This window comes from Eubacterium sp. LMAG:50 (assembly GCF_008680265.1).
Classification (GTDB): domain Bacteria; phylum Bacillota; class Clostridia; order Lachnospirales; family Lachnospiraceae; genus Eubacterium_U; species Eubacterium_U album.
The window spans coordinates 1,215,103-1,233,039 of the sequence record NZ_NALP01000007.1 but is presented as its reverse complement, the minus strand read 5'-3'; the positions used below and the strand labels follow the sequence as shown (position 1 = coordinate 1,233,039).

The following is a 17,937-nucleotide window of genomic DNA, read 5'->3' as shown; positions in this document are numbered from 1 at the left end:
AAAGGATTTAACTATGACAGCAAATATTAATATTAAGAAACTTAAAGATTCAGCAGTCATTCCAACATACGGCTCTGAATGGGCTGCCGGAGCTGATTTGTATGCATGCCTTGATACACCGGCAACAATTCTTCCAGGAAATACTGTTTTCATTCCAACAGGTATCGCTCTTGAAATTCCTGTAGGTTATGCAGGACTTATTTATGCCCGCAGTGGTCTTTCCTGCAAACAAGGTTTGGCTCCTGCAAACAAAGTAGGTGTTATTGACGCTGACTATCGTGGTGAAATTATTGTTGCTCTTCATAATCATGGTGATTCTGCAAAAACTGTAGAACCCGGCGATAGAATTGCTCAAATGGTCATCACTCCATTTTTAACAGCTAACTTTATCGAAACAGATGAATTAAATGATACTGTTCGTGGTGAAGGTGGTTTTGGTTCCAGCGGAAAAAACTAAATAAAATAACGCTAAGTTATATGGCATCTTCAATTTTTATACAAAAATCGAAGATGCCATTCTTTATTCTCCCCGCATTACTTTATCTATCAGTACAGCAAGAGGTTCTGCTGCATTTACGGCCTCCTGATATGTATTTGTCTGAGCGCCAATTTCAATAAGCATACACTGTCTGCACACTCCAAGGTTATATTCATATGCATTAATGTAATTTCGTCGTGTAAAATCAGGATAATAAGCTTCCGCAGCTAATTTCATCTGGAGCGTAAGTGCTAGATTTTCAAATAAATAATCATTATGCAAATAGCTTATATCTCCACTTTCCTTAAATCTTGACATTCCATTTAAAAACATTATTTTAGCTGTTGGTTTTCCATTTATTTCTGTCACAAGATGGGTATTGTCATTTACGCCATCCCTATGTATATCCAACACCAAAGATATTGAAGGATTGTCTTTTAATATCTTTTTTACACCTTTTTCAGACTGGGTATAGGCTTCATTTCTATCAAGTACGCCATTTACAATATCATATGTTGTTTTATCGTGGATTACATTGTATCCAAATTGTTTTGATAATACTTTTTCCAATCTGTTTCCCACACCTATGATGGTTGTATTTTTATCCTCTGAATTACTATTTGAAAATGTCTCCATGGAATGTGTATGATAAATTAATATCTGAGGCTTTTTATTATTTCCTTTTATTTTAAATTTTTCGCTTAACGCCTTATCAAGTGGCATATCACTTTCTCTTATTGTAGTAGCTGCTGTAACAGTGTAAAATCTTTCAATGACTTTTTTAAACGAGCCTAAATTATCCTTTGTATATTTTGTGCCTGTCATTTTAGGTATTGGAACTAATTCTTTCTTCGCTTCTTCTACTTTTGTCTGTGGTTGTGTAGTTGTCTCTTCCACGGTTTCTAGTTGCGTCGTTTCCGGTCGTTCAGTTGCATTAACTTTATCATAAATTAACTGCACAACCTGTTTATATCCCGGGTCATTTGTATCATAAGAATATTCACTTCCATTTATATACTCTGTTACTACCGATTCTAAAATTTGTTTCTTCATTTCTTCTGACAAATCACCATGATTCTCCATATATATCATATACTGCGTTAATATGCTTGTATTTTCAATAATTTCTCCCACAAGAAAATTGGCTGTCTGCACGGCAGCCTCATTAATATTTCCTTTTGCTTTGTCTTTAACAATTGTATTAATGCATTTACTTGCTATATATATACTCAATACTATAATCAGTACTGACACAATTACCTGAAATGTCTTTTCTTTTACATTTAATCGCCATCCGTTTACATGTATTCCCTGCTGCACGCTATCACCTCAACATTTTGCATTGATTAGCAGTATAATGGTAAAAACCTTTATCCACACAATCATTATATGCAGCATGTTTATAATCTATTTATTGAATTTGCAATTATGGTACTTAGATTGTCTACAATTTCATCGACGTCTTTCGGCGTAACAAACATCTGTCCTATATCCTCTGTCATAATTTCTGCAAATAACTGATATTTTTCTTCAACAGTAAAATCCTCAAACACTTTTTGAAGACAGTTATTTTCCATATTCTGCGACAATAGATATATCAACTTATCCATCGTATCATTAACAATCGTAACACTATGCACAACCATAGGAACACCTATTGCTATTACTGTGCATCCAAGATTTTCCCTATTTAACCCCTCTCTATTATTTCCTATTCCTGAACCCGGTATAATTCCTGTGTCAGTAAGCTGAATTGTAGTTGTAACACGTGAAATATTTCGTGCCGCAAGTGAATCAATCGCTATTATCAAATCAGGCTTCATTTCATCTACTATACCCTTTACTATTGAGAATGTTTCCATTCCTGTCTGTGCAAGGACTCCCGGTGAAATACAATATATGTTTTTTCTTATTTGAACTAATGAGGCAGTTCTTGGTCCTATTGCATCAGGTGTAGCCTGAGCATTTCCTAATCCTACTATTAAAATAGCTTCAGGTCTTTTGTCTTTTCCGATATTTGCGTTAATTAAATGTCCTATATTTTTCAATAATTCGTCTGAAATTTTTTTCTGGTTATATTTATCATCTTCTTTGGCATACTTTGTTTCTATAGTAATATAATGCCCTTTTGGCTTTCCCATGACTTTAGCACCTTTTTCAGTTTTAATATTTACAAGAGTTGTTGTCATTTTAAGTTCATCATTATACTTTTTCTTTAACTCAACTCCATCTATCTCAACATTATCTTTAAATTTTTCACGTTCTTCTAAAGCTAAATCTGTATATATATCCACTCTATCTTCTCTATTTTTAAATCCTTTAAACTTCATATTATTCACCTTCACATTTTTTATTTATTTTGTGCAAATAATTGTAATTTATTATTCAAAAATATATTGACATTACATGCTCAATATCATAGAATACTAGTTGATGTCTGTGTCATACGTCCGCAAATCCAATGGCACAGATGGTGAAACTATTTAATTCCTAATCTCTCTCAAGGGAATTAAGAAACTTATTATTTCACGGAGGTGGACACGATGGCTAACATTAAGTCAGCAAAGAAAAGAATTCTTGTTAATCAGACAAGATATGAAAGAAACAAATCAGTTAAATCTGCAATCAAGACAGCTACTAAGAAAGTAGAAGCTGCTGTAGCTAACAAAGACAAAGAAACAGCTCAGGCAGAATTAATTAAGGCAATCAAGCTTATTGAAACAGCTGGTTCAAAGGGAGTATTCCACAAGAACAACGTTGCCAGAAAAGTTTCAAGATTAACAAAAGCAGTTAACTCAATTGCTTAATTATTAATAAAAAGAAGCTGTGGCTCTATTTATTAGAGTTACAGCTTCTTTTTTAATTCATACTTTTTTTACTTTCTTATACAACAAAGCTGCCTCTTTAATGAGACAGCTCTGTATTTATTAATATTTTTTAATTAACTATTATCAGGTTTTGTAATTATTAGTTCTATTTACTTCTAATTTTTCTAACCTTACTGTATTTTCCGTATACTTTCTTTCCGTTTACAATTACATATGCACGTACTTTTATATAGTATACTTTGTTACTCTTAATCTTTGTAAGAACTTTCTTAGTCTTGTTATTCTTCTTTACGTTAACTTTTGAAGCTTTCTTAAATTTCTTATTTGTTGCGTAACGAATTTCATAACCTTTTGCTTTCTTGTTCTTCTTCCATGTTACAGTAACTTTTGTCTTCTTAGCAGAAATTTTAACTTTCTTAACTTTTGCAGGTGATTTTACAGATGAACCATCAGTTAATGTTCCTGTTGTTACTTCCTGGTTTGATGAACCTGTTGTAGTAACATCCGGTTTCTTAGTAGTTGTTTCTTCTGTCTTTTTAGTTGTAGTTTCTTCTACCTTAGTTATTGTAGATTCTTCTACGTTACCTGTAGTTGTTTCTTCTACATCACCTGTAGTTGTTTCTTCTACATCACCTGTAGTTGTTTCTTCCGGTGTTGTTGTTTCTTCTTCTTTTGCCTTTGAGCCTAAAACTTCTATTTCTGCAAGACCAACTGCTGTTGTTGAATCTGAAACTTTATCTACAACAAATTTAATATTTTTAACAACTTTTTCTTCACCTAAATTGATAATCTTAACAGAACCATCATTTGGAAGTTCTCCAACTTCAATTCTTGTTCCATCATCTAATTCTAAATGTGATGCTGTTATCTGATCATCTGTGTTTGGTCTGTCATAAAGTTTAATTGTTGAAACTTTGTACTCTTCATTGAAAGCAAGATTTAACCAAGCTCCTGCTCCTTCGTTCTTTGTTACCCATTCAGCCCATGGGAATCTTGTATGAAGATTTGCAAGTCCTGTTGCATAACCATCTGCAATACCATCAACTGCCTTAACTGCACTCTGGTCATCCCATCTGCTGTCACTACTGTTTTCACTTGATGCAGTAATGTCTGCAAATAATCCAATACTATTTGTTTCATGTTTATAGAATACTTCGTTAACCTTTGAGAATGAAGCAATCCAGTTGTAGTATTCTGTTGTATACTCACGAAGTGCCTTATCCTTTAAGTTATACTTAAATGGTCCCTGACGCATGCTGTATGGAGTTAATACGTTTTCTCTTTCGCTCCAGTTAAGCATTGTCTTTTCTTCAAGACCATCAAGGTGCTGCCAAGCTCCTAAATATGTGTTAAGTTCTTTGCCCCAACCGTAGTTACCCTGATCTTTAGGATATACTTCATCAGTCATATGGCTATGGATAATAGCTTCGTGAACTGTTGGCTGGAATTTATCGTTTTCCTTCTGGATATTCTTAATAGCTTCATTACCGAATAATCCAAAGTATGCATGGTCATAATGCATATCGTATCTTGATGTCATATAAACATCTGTTGGGTTAACACTCTTCATTACACTTTCAAGGTCTGCTAAGAAGTTAGCACGTGTGTATGAAGCATGTTCTCCTGTCATAAGATAATGATAATCATTTCTTACACTTTCATCACCATATGTTTTTGTTACACCATTTCTTGAAGATATAACTTTATTATCATCTGCAATGAAAATATTATATACAAAACTGTCTGTAAATGCTGTTGTGTACTGTCCAACACCCATACCACCGTTATCTGCATAGCCTAAGAAGTACAAGTGATCTGTTGGTACACCGATTGTATTTAATGCATTTACTGTATCTCTGATTCTTAATTTACCATGGTCTACACCACTGTAATCTCCGTTTGTTGCATATACAACGTAAACTTCGTCGCCATTTGCAACAGCTCTGTTCATAACACCACCTGCCATTAACATTTCATCATCTTCGTGAGGTGCCATTACTAAGATTCTCTTATGATGTTTAACTTTTGCGTCAACACCGTCAAAGTGTACTTCTGAAACTTTTGCAGTCATACCCTTTTCGAACTGGAACTTAATTCCTGTAATTTCGTCTTTTGATGCTGATACAACTTTTCCTGAATCTTTTGAATCACATGAACCTGCTTCAACCCATCCTTCAGATGTGTTAACCAATACTTTGTATGGTGCAGCTTCGCCTTCAAAATCAACGCTGAAGTTTTCAATATTGTATTCTCTGTCTAAACCGATTGTTAATGATGGATTTTCATCATCAGCATCAGGTGTCCATGTTGTGTTTGCATCTCTATCTGTAACATTTTCTCCATCCTTAGATGATGAAACTGTTACCGGCTGGCTGTATGCCAAGTCAATATCAATGTTCTGTCCTTTTTCAGTAAGAACAATCTTGTTTTCTTCTTCAGGATTGATTACTTCTTCACCTAAAACTTTTACTTCACCAATTGCAGGCCAAACTGCTACTCTTGACTCTTTGTGAAGTGGTAACTGTGTTAATGTTACACGAACATATTGGTATTTGTTATTTGCATATTCTGCTGCAATCTTACCATACTGTTCCTTTGAGAAATCAGTGTTAGCTGTATTATCCCATAACATATCCCAGCTACTCTTATCATTTGAACCTTCTACCTTATACTGCCATGCCTGACCGTAAGCCGGTGTTGTTGCCGCCTGAGCATCTTCAAGTGTAGGAAGTACTTCATGTTCAAATACTAAGTCAAATGCCTGAATCTGCTGAGCCTTACCAAGGTCAACCATCCACCAAGCACCTTCTTTTTCTGAATCTCCGTCGCCTACCCAAAGTGTTCCGTCGTTTCCGTCAATTGCATTTGCAGGATCTCTACTTACTGTTGAAGCTGTTGCTTCTCCATCAAGTGCAAAGTTAGTAAGTTCTTTTGGTCTGTATACGTTAAACTCTGCTACTGCAGGCCATGCATCTTCAATAGTATCTCCAAATGTAAATCTAACATATGAGTATTTCTTTTCTGTTATAGATTCATCTAAAGTTACTTTCTGTGTAGATGCAACTTCTTCATTTGCTGTCTGATCCCAGATAACATCCCAGTTAGTCTTGTCTGTTGAAGCTTCTACTTTATATTTCCATGCTGATTTAGCTTTATCACCACCGAAAGTAACATCTAATTTTTCGATATTATAACTTCCGTCTAAATCTACAACAAAGTTTGCTCTGTCTTCTGTAACTGTATCACCCTGATTTGACCAACCATTTGAAATCCACATTGTTGTTTCATCACCATCCACAATGTTTGATCCTACGCATCCAGGATCCCAATCACTCTGAGATGATGTAGTTACAGTCTTATCAAGTGAAATATTAGTTTCTGTATCTGAAATTCTTTTCTTCTTTGATAAAACAATGTTATCAAACTTAACCTGATCTACACCATTATCTGACTTAATCACGATGTATGTTGCAGGAACCTGTTTCTTAAAGTTAGTTGTAAATGTCTGCTTCTTGCCTGTTACCGTAAATGTCTCGCTTTCTTCTCCTGCTTCAACCTTTACAGTAGCTGTTCCTTTAGCACAATATGCTTCAAAACTTGTTAAAGCATACTTGTCAGGAATAGCTATTTTGTTAGCCTGTTCTTCATTAGTATATGAAGTAGCCCATAATTTACCGTCTGTTACGTTCCAACCACGGTTACCGAAGTCACAGTTAGAATATACACCTGTTAATGCTCCGTTATTGCAATCATCAAAATCTAATAAAATCTTTCCTTCACCAAGGTCTTCTTTAATACCACTGTTGTAGCTGTTATCAGCACCAATGTTTGGCTTAACAAATGATTTTACTTCGTTTCCGTAGAAATCCTGTCCGCCATTGTCGATAACTGAAATACCCTGGTCAATAACTGTTGCTCCATCTTTAAGTTTGTATCCGTCAACAGTACCATAAGTAATCTTAAATTCGCCGTTAACGTCTTCAACTGTTGCGCTTGTTCCTTCTTCTAACTTAACATAGTCGCTCTTAACTGCTACCCTGGCATTTTCATCGTCAGCTCTTCTATTGTTAAGATTTGCTCCACCGTAAGCATTGTTATTTACAACACCCATATAACGTGAATCCCAAGCCTGTGCCTTATTTACTCCGTTGTCATCTATCTTTTGAGCTTCTGTTATAATGACATTATTTCTAATTTTAAATCTATCAGTAGAAGTTACTGCTGTTGTATCATCCCAGCTACGTGTAATAGATCCATCATGGTCTGCATCCATATAAATCAAGTTGTTATATGCATCCAAGCTTCCATTACCGCCCTGACATAATGTTAATACAGCACCACCGCCATAACGGTTTGTACCATATCCATCATTAACACTGATGTTATATCTGTAGTATGTCTGATATGATGTTCCTAATGCACATTCAAAGAATGAACCTGATGGATTGTCATGTGTATAGTTGTACTGAACATAATTTAAGTCTGCATAAACGTCAGCGTCAAATGCCTGTGAATCTTCCTTATCACCGGAAGCTCCTGAACCAAACACTTCGTTGTACTGGCAGATTGTTTTCTGACCATGTTCCCACCAAATAGGAACGTTTCCGTTAGGACCACTGTTACATCCATTTGCAACATTATATTCAATAAGTGCATTTTCATAATCTGATGGACAAATAGCTGCGTTACCTACGTTTTCGCAGTAATTGCTACGAATTACAAGATTTTTACTTCTATATGTTCCACCGCCACCTTCAGTAATTCCACTTTCATCAGGGAATGTTGAGCTTCCCCATGTTGAAATAAAGTTAATACCGTAATGGTTTACATTTTTTACATAGTTTCCTTCTACAGTAATGTCTTCCCAATTAGTAGCTTTCTTGTTACCACGGATAGCATATACAATACCACCACGACCGATACCTGCCTGCTGACCGATTGGAATAGAAATTACGTCATGAACGTATGTATTCTTTACATTAATTTCATGAAGTGTTCCTGCATCCTGTCCCATAATCAAGATACCATATTTCTTAATATGATCATCTTTAGTTTTTGTATGGTTTGTTACTTCAATAGATGTGATTTCCCAGTATTCCTGATTATAGAAATATACTGCTGTGTTAAATACACGATTCTCTAAATCATCACCTTTGTCTCCACACCAGCTATCACCATTGATAACAGGTCTGCCGTCTTTAACGTCACCATATGCGTCAATTGTAATAGGGTTTCCTTTTTCACCTGAACCCTTTGGACTTAAAAGACCGCTCCATGAGCAACCTCTTTTAAATCTAAGCTTATCACCCGGCTTGAAAGTAGTTGCATTAACTTTTTCAAGTGACTTCCAGGCTTTTGTTTCACTAGTACCGTCATTATCGTCATTTCCATTTTCGGAATCAACATAATAACTTACACCTGTTGCCTTTGCACTATTTTCTGTATCTGCTGCCGCAAATGTCACATTGCCCATAACTGTTGTAACAACTAAAGCAAGTGAAAGAAAAAGTGCCAACAAACGATTTCTCTTCATATCTTTTCTCCTTTGTTTATAACATTTTCCCACAACAAAAGTTGCAGGTGTTCCACGTTGTTAAATAAAAATCCGTTCACTATATGCGCGGACAAATTATAAATACTTTGCAGCATCCTTATCTACAATTACCGTAAGATTGTTATGTAACTGTAAAATAGATGCCGGAATTTTTGGAGTTACAGGTCCAAAGAATGCATCTTTTACAATCTGTGCTTTCTTTTCGCCATTTGCAATCAGTAAAATTCGTTTAGATTGCATTATTGATTTAATACCCATAGAAAAAGCTTTTTCAGGAACTTTTTCTCCTTCATGGAATAGTCTTGAGTTTGCATCGATTGTACTTTGTGTAAGTTCAACACAATGTGTTGTCTTTTCAAATGATTCGCCCGGTTCATTAAATCCGATATGACCATTTAATCCGATTCCCAATAACTGCATATCGATTCCGCCTACACTCTTTATGACATTCTCGTATCTTTCGCATTCAGCATCATCATCTATTGCCATTCCATTTGGTAAATGAGTATTTTCTTTTTTGATATTAATTCTGTCAAACAAATATTTGTTCATAAAATATCTGTAGCTCTGTTCATGTTCTGCAGGTAATCCTTTATATTCATCAAGATTAACTGTTCTTGCTTCTGAGAAATCAATATCTCCTTTTTCATACCAGTCAACTAACTGATTATATGTTCCAATAGGTGTCTCGCCTGTTGCCAGTCCAATTACAGCATTAGACTTCATTATTATCTGTGCAGATAAATAATTTGCAGCCTTTCTGCTCATGTCATTATAATCTTTAGCTATAATAATCTTCATTGTGAAATTACCTCTTTCCCTGTTCTATTAAAAAATTAACAAATGTGCTAACTCCACCACCAAGTACTTCTACATTTTCAGGTCTGCTTCCTTCAAGTGAAGATACATCGTAGAAATCACCATTTTTTGTTTTTTCTGTCTTCATAAAGCTATCACTTCCAAATAGTCCGTCTTCAATTCCCACATACTCATCACCCCAGTATGAACATTCCTCAGCTTTAATTCCTTCTGACTCAAATTTACTTAAAATAGTATTAACATTGTCGCTCTTACATGAAATTCCTACTTCTAAATATTTTGCATCACATGTTGCTGAAACCTTTGTTCCAAATCTTTCTCCAATTTCTTCTGAAATTGAAACCATCTGCTTTAAGCCACCATTTATTCCATGCTCACTTAAGATATTCTTTACTCTTGACATTTCATCTTCCTGCATAAACAATTGGTCTCCACGTTCGTCATTAACCATTAAATCTATTTTGCAGTAATTAGGTCTTGAGAAAACAATATCTGTTTCTAAGTTATATTTTTCTAATAACTCTCTGTGAACCTGATAACAAATATCATGAATAGTAAGTAAGCCATTTTTATCCGGGATGCAGTCGGCAAACACTACCGGTTTGCCGTCAACCATTTCATAGTTATATGCACCTCGTCCAAGTCCTAAGTAAAGATTTGAAGCTTCTTCTTTTGTAAAATGTTCATGAAGTTTTCCCTTTGCAATCTTGTCATAAGTTGTTCCACTTACAATAACAAGCTTTACTCCCTGCTGTAGCAACGGTTTCATCGCTGCTACAACTTCTTCTACAGGGGCCTGTCTTGACATAACTGCTGTTCCATCCCAGTCAAAAAATATTGCTTTATATTTCTTGGACATATTTATCTCCTTCCTTACTTAGAACTATCTTTTCTCCTAAACTTTCATATGAAAGTTCGCAATCATTAAGAAGTGTATATTCTACCTCTCTTTCAGCAACCTTTATATTAAGATTACTTCCTTTGTACTGAAGGCAGAATTCATATGACTTCCACTGACTTGGTAACTTAGGATTAATCTGAAGATATCCTGCATTTGATCTTACTCCTGCAAATCCAAATACAATTCCCTGCCATGTTCCTGCCATATTTGCTGCATGAATACCTGCATAAAAATTGTTGTGAATATCATCTAAATCCATACGCGCTGACTGTGAGAAATATTTATAAGCTTCATCATCATATCCAATCTGGCTTGCTAAGATTCCAAAAATACATGTTGATAAAGATGAATGATGAAGTGTTACTGTCTGATAAAAATCATAATTTCTCTTTAATTCTTCATTTGTAAAATAATTGCTATGAAGTAACATTCCTAAAATTGCATCAGCCTGTTTTGCCATCTTCTGTCTATAAACAAACAATGGATGATAATTTTCATAAAGCAAATGTCTCTTTTCTTCAGGAATCTTTGACTCATCCCAAGGTTTTCTCATTAAAAATCCATCATCCTGAGGATAAATCTGCATTTTTTCATCATATGGGAAATACATATTTTCAATGATTCTATCCCAGTAATCAATTTCTTCTTCCTTAAAATCTATCTTTTTAACTAATGCATCATAAGCATCTTTATCAATTTCTTTCATTTTTTCAAGTGCCCATTTAGCATCTCTTATATTTTCCCTTGCCATAAGGTTTGTATAGAAATTGTTATCAACTATAGCATTATATTCATCTGGTCCTGTTACTGCACAAATGCAATACTTGTTATCCTTACATTCTGCAAAGCATCCTACATCAGCCCAAACTCTTGCTGTTTCAACAAGAACTTCTGCTGCTTCATCTACTAAGAACTCATCATCTCCTGTAATATCAAGATAAAGTTTAAAAGCGTAAGCTATGTCTGCATTAACATGATACTGTGCCGTTCCAAGTGGGAAGTAAGTAGAAGCTTCTTCTCCATTTATTGTTCTCCATGGATATAACGCACCTTTTTCATGACCAAGTATTTTTGCGCGGTCTCTTGCCTGATTCAATGTGTCATATCTGTAATTGAGCAGCTGTTTTGCTAACTCTGATTCTGTATAAATGAACACCGGAAGCACATACATTTCTGTATCCCAGAAATAATGTCCCTCATAGCCTTCACCACTAAGTCCCTTTGCTCCCATGCCTGTTCTGCCATCACGACCTGCAGACTGCATTATGTGAAACAAATTGAATCTTATTCCCTGCTGAAGTGCCTCATCACCTTCAACCTTTATATCCGCTTTACTCCAAAATTCGTCCATATGTTTCTTCTGAAGTTTCTCCATTTCATCATATCCAAGATCCATTGCCTTCTTAAGCTCATCCTTAATGAAGTCAATCATCTTGTCTTCTGCGATATCAAAATCACAAGTATATCCAATCATTTTTTCAAATACATATGTTTTACCTTCCTCCACTGATAATTCATATGTAAGTGATGCGTCCTCTTCTAAAACTTCGCTGTTTTTTATTACACCTTCACATTTTGTAAGACTACCGCATGCCATTGACAATCCACTGTGAATTACTTTTCCTTTATGAAGTAAATAATTATCTTCTGCTTTTAACTCTTTAACTGCTAAATGCTTTCCATATGGACCATAGTCAATTAATGGATTTGTTTTTCTTGTATGGTTTTCTACTCCTGCTTCTAAATATGTAGTAAGTTCTATTTTTCCACTAAAATTAACAGGAGTTAATTTTATCTGAATCGCCATAATGTTCTTCTTTTCTAAAGAAACAAGTCTTCTAAATTCAGCTACAACTTTTTTACCATTAGGTGATTTCCATGTAACATTTCTTACTACAACTCCATCTTTCATTAAAAGCTTACGATTGTAATTAATTATTTCACCCTGATTTAAATCAAACACATCTCCATCAATAACAATCTTTGTTTTCTTAAGATTTGGCAAATTCAATAATGACTGACTTTTTTCAGGAAATCCGAAATTCCATTCGCCATACATAATATGTTCGCTCTCGTAAAATCCGTTAATGAAATTTCCTTCAAGACCTTCATCTACCGTAAATGGATATCCCTCATCAAAGGTTCCTCTTGTTCCTATATATCCATTAGAAAGAGCAAATGTAGTCTCATTTCTATAGTTCCACTCTTTTAAGAATTTTTCTTCTGTAATTACCCATTCTTCGATAGGATATGTATTTGCACCCATGCTGCAATCTCCTTTCTCTTATCCTTTTACTGCTCCTGCTGTCAAACTTTCCATTACCTGTTTCTGTAATATGATAAAGAATATAATTGTTGGTAATACCGTAATTACTACTGCCGCAAAAAGTGCAGAATAGTTATTTGCAAATGTTCCTAAATAATAGTTAAGTGCTATAGGTACTGTTCTTGCCGTATCACCACTTGTAAGCATTAATGCGAAGTAGAATTCATTCCATGTATTGATAAACTGTAACATTGCGATTGTTGCAAGTCCCGGTTTAGCTAATGGTAAAACTACCTTTGTAAATGTCTGAATAAATGTAGCTCCATCAATATACGCTGATTCTTCTAATGCTAAAGGTATTGTTTTGTAATAACTTGTCATAACGAAGAATGACATTGGAATACCCATAGCTGCATAAACAATAATTAATCCAAGCTTTGTATCATACAATCCGACTGTCTTAAAGATTGAGAACAATGGCTGTGAAATTGCCTGTGCAGGAAGCATTAATGATGCTGAAATCATAAGAACCAAAATTGTTTTTAATTTAAAATTATATCTTGCTGTTACATATGCACACATTGCAACTACGCATAATGTAACTAATACGCTGACACCTACTACAATTACACTGTTTAAGAAATATTTCTGAATAGGTGCATATTTAAATGCATCTGCATAGTTTTTAAAATTAAAGCTCTTTGGCAATGACAATGCTGATGCATTGATTTCTGCATAAGTTTTAAATGAACTTAATGCTGCCCAAATAATAGGTCCAATTGAAATAGCTACTATTATTAATAAGAAAATATATTTCGCAATGCCTGCGATTACTCTAATAGCAAGAGGCTGTTTTTTTAAAGTTCTTGGTACGTTAATTGTTTCTGACATTTTATACCTCCTCTATTTCTTTCTTCTGATTAAACAATCTCTGAATTAATATAACTAATACAAGTCCTAAGATAATCTGAATTACACCTACTGCATTAGCTTTACCATAGTTATTTTCAAGTGTTATGATTTTATATAAATACATTGGAAGATTAAGAGTTGAGTTTCCAGGGCCTCCTCGTGTTGTCATGTAAATGATATCGAACTGAGAAACCATTGCTACTGATGCTAAAATTACACATGTTCCAAATGCATTTTTCATCATTGGAATTGTAATGTATCTGTCAGCCTGTCCTGCTGTAGCTCCATCAACCTGAGCTGCTTCATATATTTCAGGGCTTATAGCTCCCATTTCACCTAAGAATATAAGCATATTAAATCCTGAGTAGAAAACCCATGTAGCTGTTACTGTCCAGAAAGCATATTTTGAATTTCCGAAAAGGTTAACAACCTGCATAGTATCAATACCTAATTTTTCATATAACATTTTTACTACACCGAATGTAGGGTTTAAAAGCAATGAGTACATAACTGCTGTTGCTGCTGTTGGAATAATGTTAGGAATTACATATGCAACTCTTGCAAATTTCCATCCCTTTGGCTTTCTTCTTAAAATAAGAGCCATTATAAATCCCATAAGTACATGTAATGTTGACTGAATTACTACCCATTTTAATGTATTTATGATAGATACTCTAAAATCCGGGTCTGCAAATATTGTCTTGAAATTATCTAATCCTAAAAATGTTGGCGACTGAGTCAATGTATAATTACAAAACGAAGTTGCCATAACCATTATGAATGGAATAGCATACACTATGCAAAATAGGATTACACAAGGCAATGCAAATAAAAATATCCATCCTCTCTTGTTTTTTGTAGACATATTTTATACTTCCTTTCAAAAAAATAGTGTTGCACTAACTTTTATTAGTGCAACACTTGATTGTTAAGAATTAATCATTTTTCTGCGCTGCATCTGTAAGCTTCTTACAAAATCCTTTTGCATCTAAGCTGCCACTTGCAAGTTCAGGTAACTGATTTGAAAATTCATCGATTACATTCTGATACCAGTAAGCCTGATTCTGACCATATGTATATGTTGCTTTTGACTGAATATCTAATACTTCTGCCATTAACGGATCAGATTCCTTTAAGCTTTCAGGTACTTCAATGTTACTTGATACAGGCTGTAATCCTGCCATTTCCAATGCCTTTAACTGATTTTCAGCTGTTGTCTCAAACTTAAGGAATGCTACTGCTGCTTTAATCTTTTCAGGGTCTTTTGCACCTACCATGTCACCAGGTGTTGGAACACTTTCCATTCCGTTTCCTGGAAGAAGCATGATACCAACTTTGTCATAGAATCCTTCAGGTGCTTTGTCTTCGCTCTTGAAATCAGGAATCATCCATGGTCCGTTAGGAAGCATTGCTACTTCACCGTTAAAGAAGTGAGTTGCCATTGTGTCATATTTTCCGCCTAAAGCATCTGCTGTTGTGTAGTTCTTTAACATCTTCTGAAGTTCTGCTGTTGCTTTTTCAACTACAGGTACATTGTAATCTGTTGGATACTGAGTATTCATAAATGTGTTTCCTTCATCTCCTGCAGTTCCGATTAAAGCACTGTACCAAAGATTTGATAACCAACCTAAGTCTGCACTATCCATACTTACAGGTGTGATACCTTTTGATTTTAATGTGTCACAAGCTTCATAGAATTCATCCCATGTGCTATAAGCTACATCAGGAGCTTCGATTCCTGCTTTTTTGAATAAATCTTTGTTATAGTAGATATATGAAATTTCCTTTGATACAGGAATTCCATATACCTTACCTTCATATGAGTTGAATTCAAGATCCTGTTCACTAAACATTGCTTTCCATTCCGGATCATCATCTAAATATGATGTTATATCCTGAACCTTTCCTGATTCAGCAGCTAAAGCCGTAATGTTGTTACCACCGTTTAATACGATGTCAGGAAGATCACCACTTGAGATTAATAATTTAATCTTCTGGTTGTAAGAATCTGTTGTAGGAATTTCTTCAAATTTAAATTCTACGTTCTTACCTTCTTCTGTCTTCTGGAATGCATCAAATAAATATTCATAATAATCTGCTGCATAATCAGTACCTACATGGTAGTTAATTACATTCAATACTACCTTTCCATCATCGCTCTTTGTGTCGTTCTTGCTTGACTTTCCGTCTGAGCCACAGCCTGTCATAAGACCAGCTACCATTGTCAAGCACATGAGTGCACATAACATTTTCTTTCTCATATCTTAACTTCCTCCTTAAAGTTGTTTTGTTTATGTTCACATTATATTGTTTTATTGCAAATATCTGAATAGAATATTTTTACATAAACTTGTGTTTTTTTTACATTATATATAGTAAAAAATCACATACTACCGTGTTGTTTATTTAATTTTTTATACATTTTAGACAATACCATTAATAAATTTACTTTTTATTTATTGTAAATATTAAATATAAGGAGAATAAGTGTAAAATTGTTAGATAATTTGGCAAATTATGTAAAAATTTACGGATGAAACCTGCTATTTTAGATTTCATCCGTAACTATTTAAATCTTACTCTTAAGTTTGTTCATCTTTTCCGACATTATAAACATAACTAAAGTAATTAACATAATATATATTGGAAATAGTGCGATTGTTATGTACTGGGATATTATTCCGAACAAAGCCGGCATAATAATAACTCCCATATATGCAAATGCCATCTGTATTCCTATAATTGCCTGCGAATTTTCTTTTCCAAAATTATCAGGCGTAGCATGTATTACTGATGGATATATTGGAGCACATCCAAATCCGACAAAGCCCAGACCTATTAGAGGAAATATTTCTTTTAACATTTTGTAACTTGAAAATAACTGATTTGCCGGAATTAGCAAAAATACAACTCCTATTAAAATTCCGCATATTCCAAGTCTGATCATTTTTTTATCGCCAAATTTGTCTGCTATAAAGCCACTCAAAAATCTGCCACCCGTAATTCCAATATAAAACAATCCAACAAAACTTGCTGCTGTATGGTTGCTTAACCCTCTGTTTATTACAAAATAACTTGATGCCCATAATCCTGTCGTCTGTTCTACCGCACAGTAGCAAAAAAACGCTATCAAAACAAAAGCTACACCTTTTATTTTAAATATTTCTTTTAATTTCTTTGGTTCTTTCTTTTCAGTTATGCTTTCTTCATTTTTTTCCTGATTTATTTTCCATAACGGTAATGCCGCAAATAAAACAATAGTTAGAACAAGCTGTATTACTGATATTGCCAAATATCCTCCACGCCATCCCTTTCCAAGTGACATTGCTACACCCATTACATACGGTCCAACAGCTGCTCCAATTCCCCAGAAACAGTGTAACCAGCTCATATGTCTTGACGCGAAATGAAGAGCAACATAATTGTTAAGCGCTGCATCTATTGCTCCTGCTCCCAATCCATAAGGAATCGCAAGGAAGCATAACATATAAAAGTTTCCGGAAACTGAAAATCCAAATAATGCAACAGCTGTTAAAAGTGTACTTACTGCCGAAATCATTCCCGTTCCAAACTTATATATTATCTTTTCAGAAAATAAACTTGAAATAACCGTTCCACAGGAAATTAACATTGAAATAATTCCCTCCATTGACAGCTGCGCCCCTAAATCCAAATGCATTTGCGGCCAAGCTGAACCTAAAAGTGAATCCGGCAATCCAAGACTAATAAATGCCAAATAAATAAGCGCTAATAATAATGTAACCATATTCTTTCCTCTCTTTTATATTCATTTAAATTAACATTTTATATAAATATTAGTATTCAAGAATTTAATTTCTTTAATTTACTTATAATAATTAATTATTTACTTTCTTTTATGCTAATACTAATTAATACTCTCATTTTCAATTTCCCATTGCTATAGTGTATCAGTTTTCCTCTATTTTATATATATTTTTTTACAAAAAAATACCTCCTTTCAGACTATGGTTTTACCCAAATTATCAAAAGGAGATATTCTTTGAATTTTCACGGTTGCCCGTTATCGTCTGTAATCTGATTTATTTTCATTATTAACAAACCTGATGACATGACATTTATTTAGTTGAAATTTGCATTTAGGTCTACAGCCATATGCCTATTTTGAAAATTATATAAAGCATATGACTTCAAGACCCG

General features: G+C 34.3%; 12 protein-coding genes. 2 read left to right on the top strand and 10 right to left on the bottom strand.

Going from position 1 to position 17,937, the window contains the following annotated elements; translation table 11 throughout:
• Nucleotides 1-13 precede the first annotated feature (13 nt).
• A complete protein-coding gene (gene dut / locus CCC31_RS10645) occupies nucleotides 14-457 on the top strand; it encodes a dUTP diphosphatase (RefSeq protein ID WP_022089060.1) in 444 nt (147 codons plus the stop codon).
• Between the two features lie 63 nt (nucleotides 458-520).
• Here dut and spoIIP read toward each other — a convergent pair whose 3' ends face one another.
• Nucleotides 521-1,798, bottom strand: a complete 1,278-nt coding sequence (gene spoIIP, locus CCC31_RS10640) for a stage II sporulation protein P (protein WP_178515917.1) — start codon at nucleotides 1,796-1,798, stop codon at nucleotides 521-523.
• A gap of 80 nt (nucleotides 1,799-1,878) precedes the next feature.
• Nucleotides 1,879-2,808 (bottom strand): GPR endopeptidase, encoded by a 930-nt coding sequence (gene gpr / locus CCC31_RS10635; protein ID WP_117909881.1) that lies wholly within the window; start codon nucleotides 2,806-2,808, stop codon nucleotides 1,879-1,881.
• Between the two features lie 213 nt (nucleotides 2,809-3,021).
• On the opposite strand from gpr, the gene rpsT reads away from it, so the two are divergent.
• Nucleotides 3,022-3,285, top strand: a complete 264-nt coding sequence (rpsT, locus tag CCC31_RS10630; RefSeq protein ID WP_022089057.1) for a 30S ribosomal protein S20 — start codon at nucleotides 3,022-3,024, stop codon at nucleotides 3,283-3,285.
• A 166-nt stretch (nucleotides 3,286-3,451) separates the two neighbouring features.
• Here rpsT and CCC31_RS10625 read toward each other — a convergent pair whose 3' ends face one another.
• The 8 genes from CCC31_RS10625 to CCC31_RS10590 all read right to left on the bottom strand — a co-directional run bounded on the left by CCC31_RS10625 (nucleotide 3,452) and on the right by CCC31_RS10590 (nucleotide 17,524).
• Nucleotides 3,452-8,839 carry a discoidin domain-containing protein gene (locus CCC31_RS10625; RefSeq protein ID WP_290851472.1) on the bottom strand — a complete coding sequence of 1,796 codons (5,388 nt, stop codon included), beginning with the start codon at nucleotides 8,837-8,839 and terminating at the stop codon, nucleotides 3,452-3,454.
• 96 nt (nucleotides 8,840-8,935) lie between these two features.
• Nucleotides 8,936-9,661 (bottom strand): glucosamine-6-phosphate deaminase, encoded by a 726-nt coding sequence (gene nagB / locus CCC31_RS10620; RefSeq protein ID WP_117909879.1) that lies wholly within the window; start codon nucleotides 9,659-9,661, stop codon nucleotides 8,936-8,938.
• A 7-nt stretch (nucleotides 9,662-9,668) separates the two neighbouring features.
• Nucleotides 9,669-10,538: an HAD family hydrolase gene (locus CCC31_RS10615; protein ID WP_118565239.1), complete on the bottom strand. Its 870-nt coding sequence runs from the start codon at nucleotides 10,536-10,538 to the stop codon at nucleotides 9,669-9,671.
• The gene (locus tag CCC31_RS10610; protein WP_118565238.1) at nucleotides 10,522-12,846 is read right to left on the bottom strand and encodes a glycosyl hydrolase family 65 protein; all 2,325 of its coding nucleotides are present in this window, start codon (nucleotides 12,844-12,846) and stop codon (nucleotides 10,522-10,524) included. Before CCC31_RS10610 ends, CCC31_RS10615 begins: the two co-directional genes overlap by 17 nt.
• 18 nt (nucleotides 12,847-12,864) lie before the next feature.
• Complete coding sequence (locus CCC31_RS10605; RefSeq protein ID WP_117909876.1) at nucleotides 12,865-13,737, bottom strand: carbohydrate ABC transporter permease; 873 nt, start codon at nucleotides 13,735-13,737, stop codon at nucleotides 12,865-12,867.
• A 1-nt stretch (nucleotide 13,738) separates the two neighbouring features.
• Nucleotides 13,739-14,623 (bottom strand): sugar ABC transporter permease, encoded by an 885-nt coding sequence (locus CCC31_RS10600; RefSeq protein WP_117909875.1) that lies wholly within the window; start codon nucleotides 14,621-14,623, stop codon nucleotides 13,739-13,741.
• Nucleotides 14,624-14,693: 70 nt separating this feature from the next.
• Entirely contained in the window at nucleotides 14,694-16,019 is a 1,326-nt protein-coding gene (locus CCC31_RS10595; protein ID WP_117909874.1) for an extracellular solute-binding protein, read from the bottom strand.
• Between the two features lie 308 nt (nucleotides 16,020-16,327).
• On the bottom strand, nucleotides 16,328-17,524 hold the full coding sequence (locus tag CCC31_RS10590) for an MFS transporter (RefSeq protein ID WP_022088516.1): 1,197 nt from the start codon (nucleotides 17,522-17,524) through the stop codon (nucleotides 16,328-16,330).
• Nucleotides 17,525-17,937: the final 413 nt, after the last annotated feature.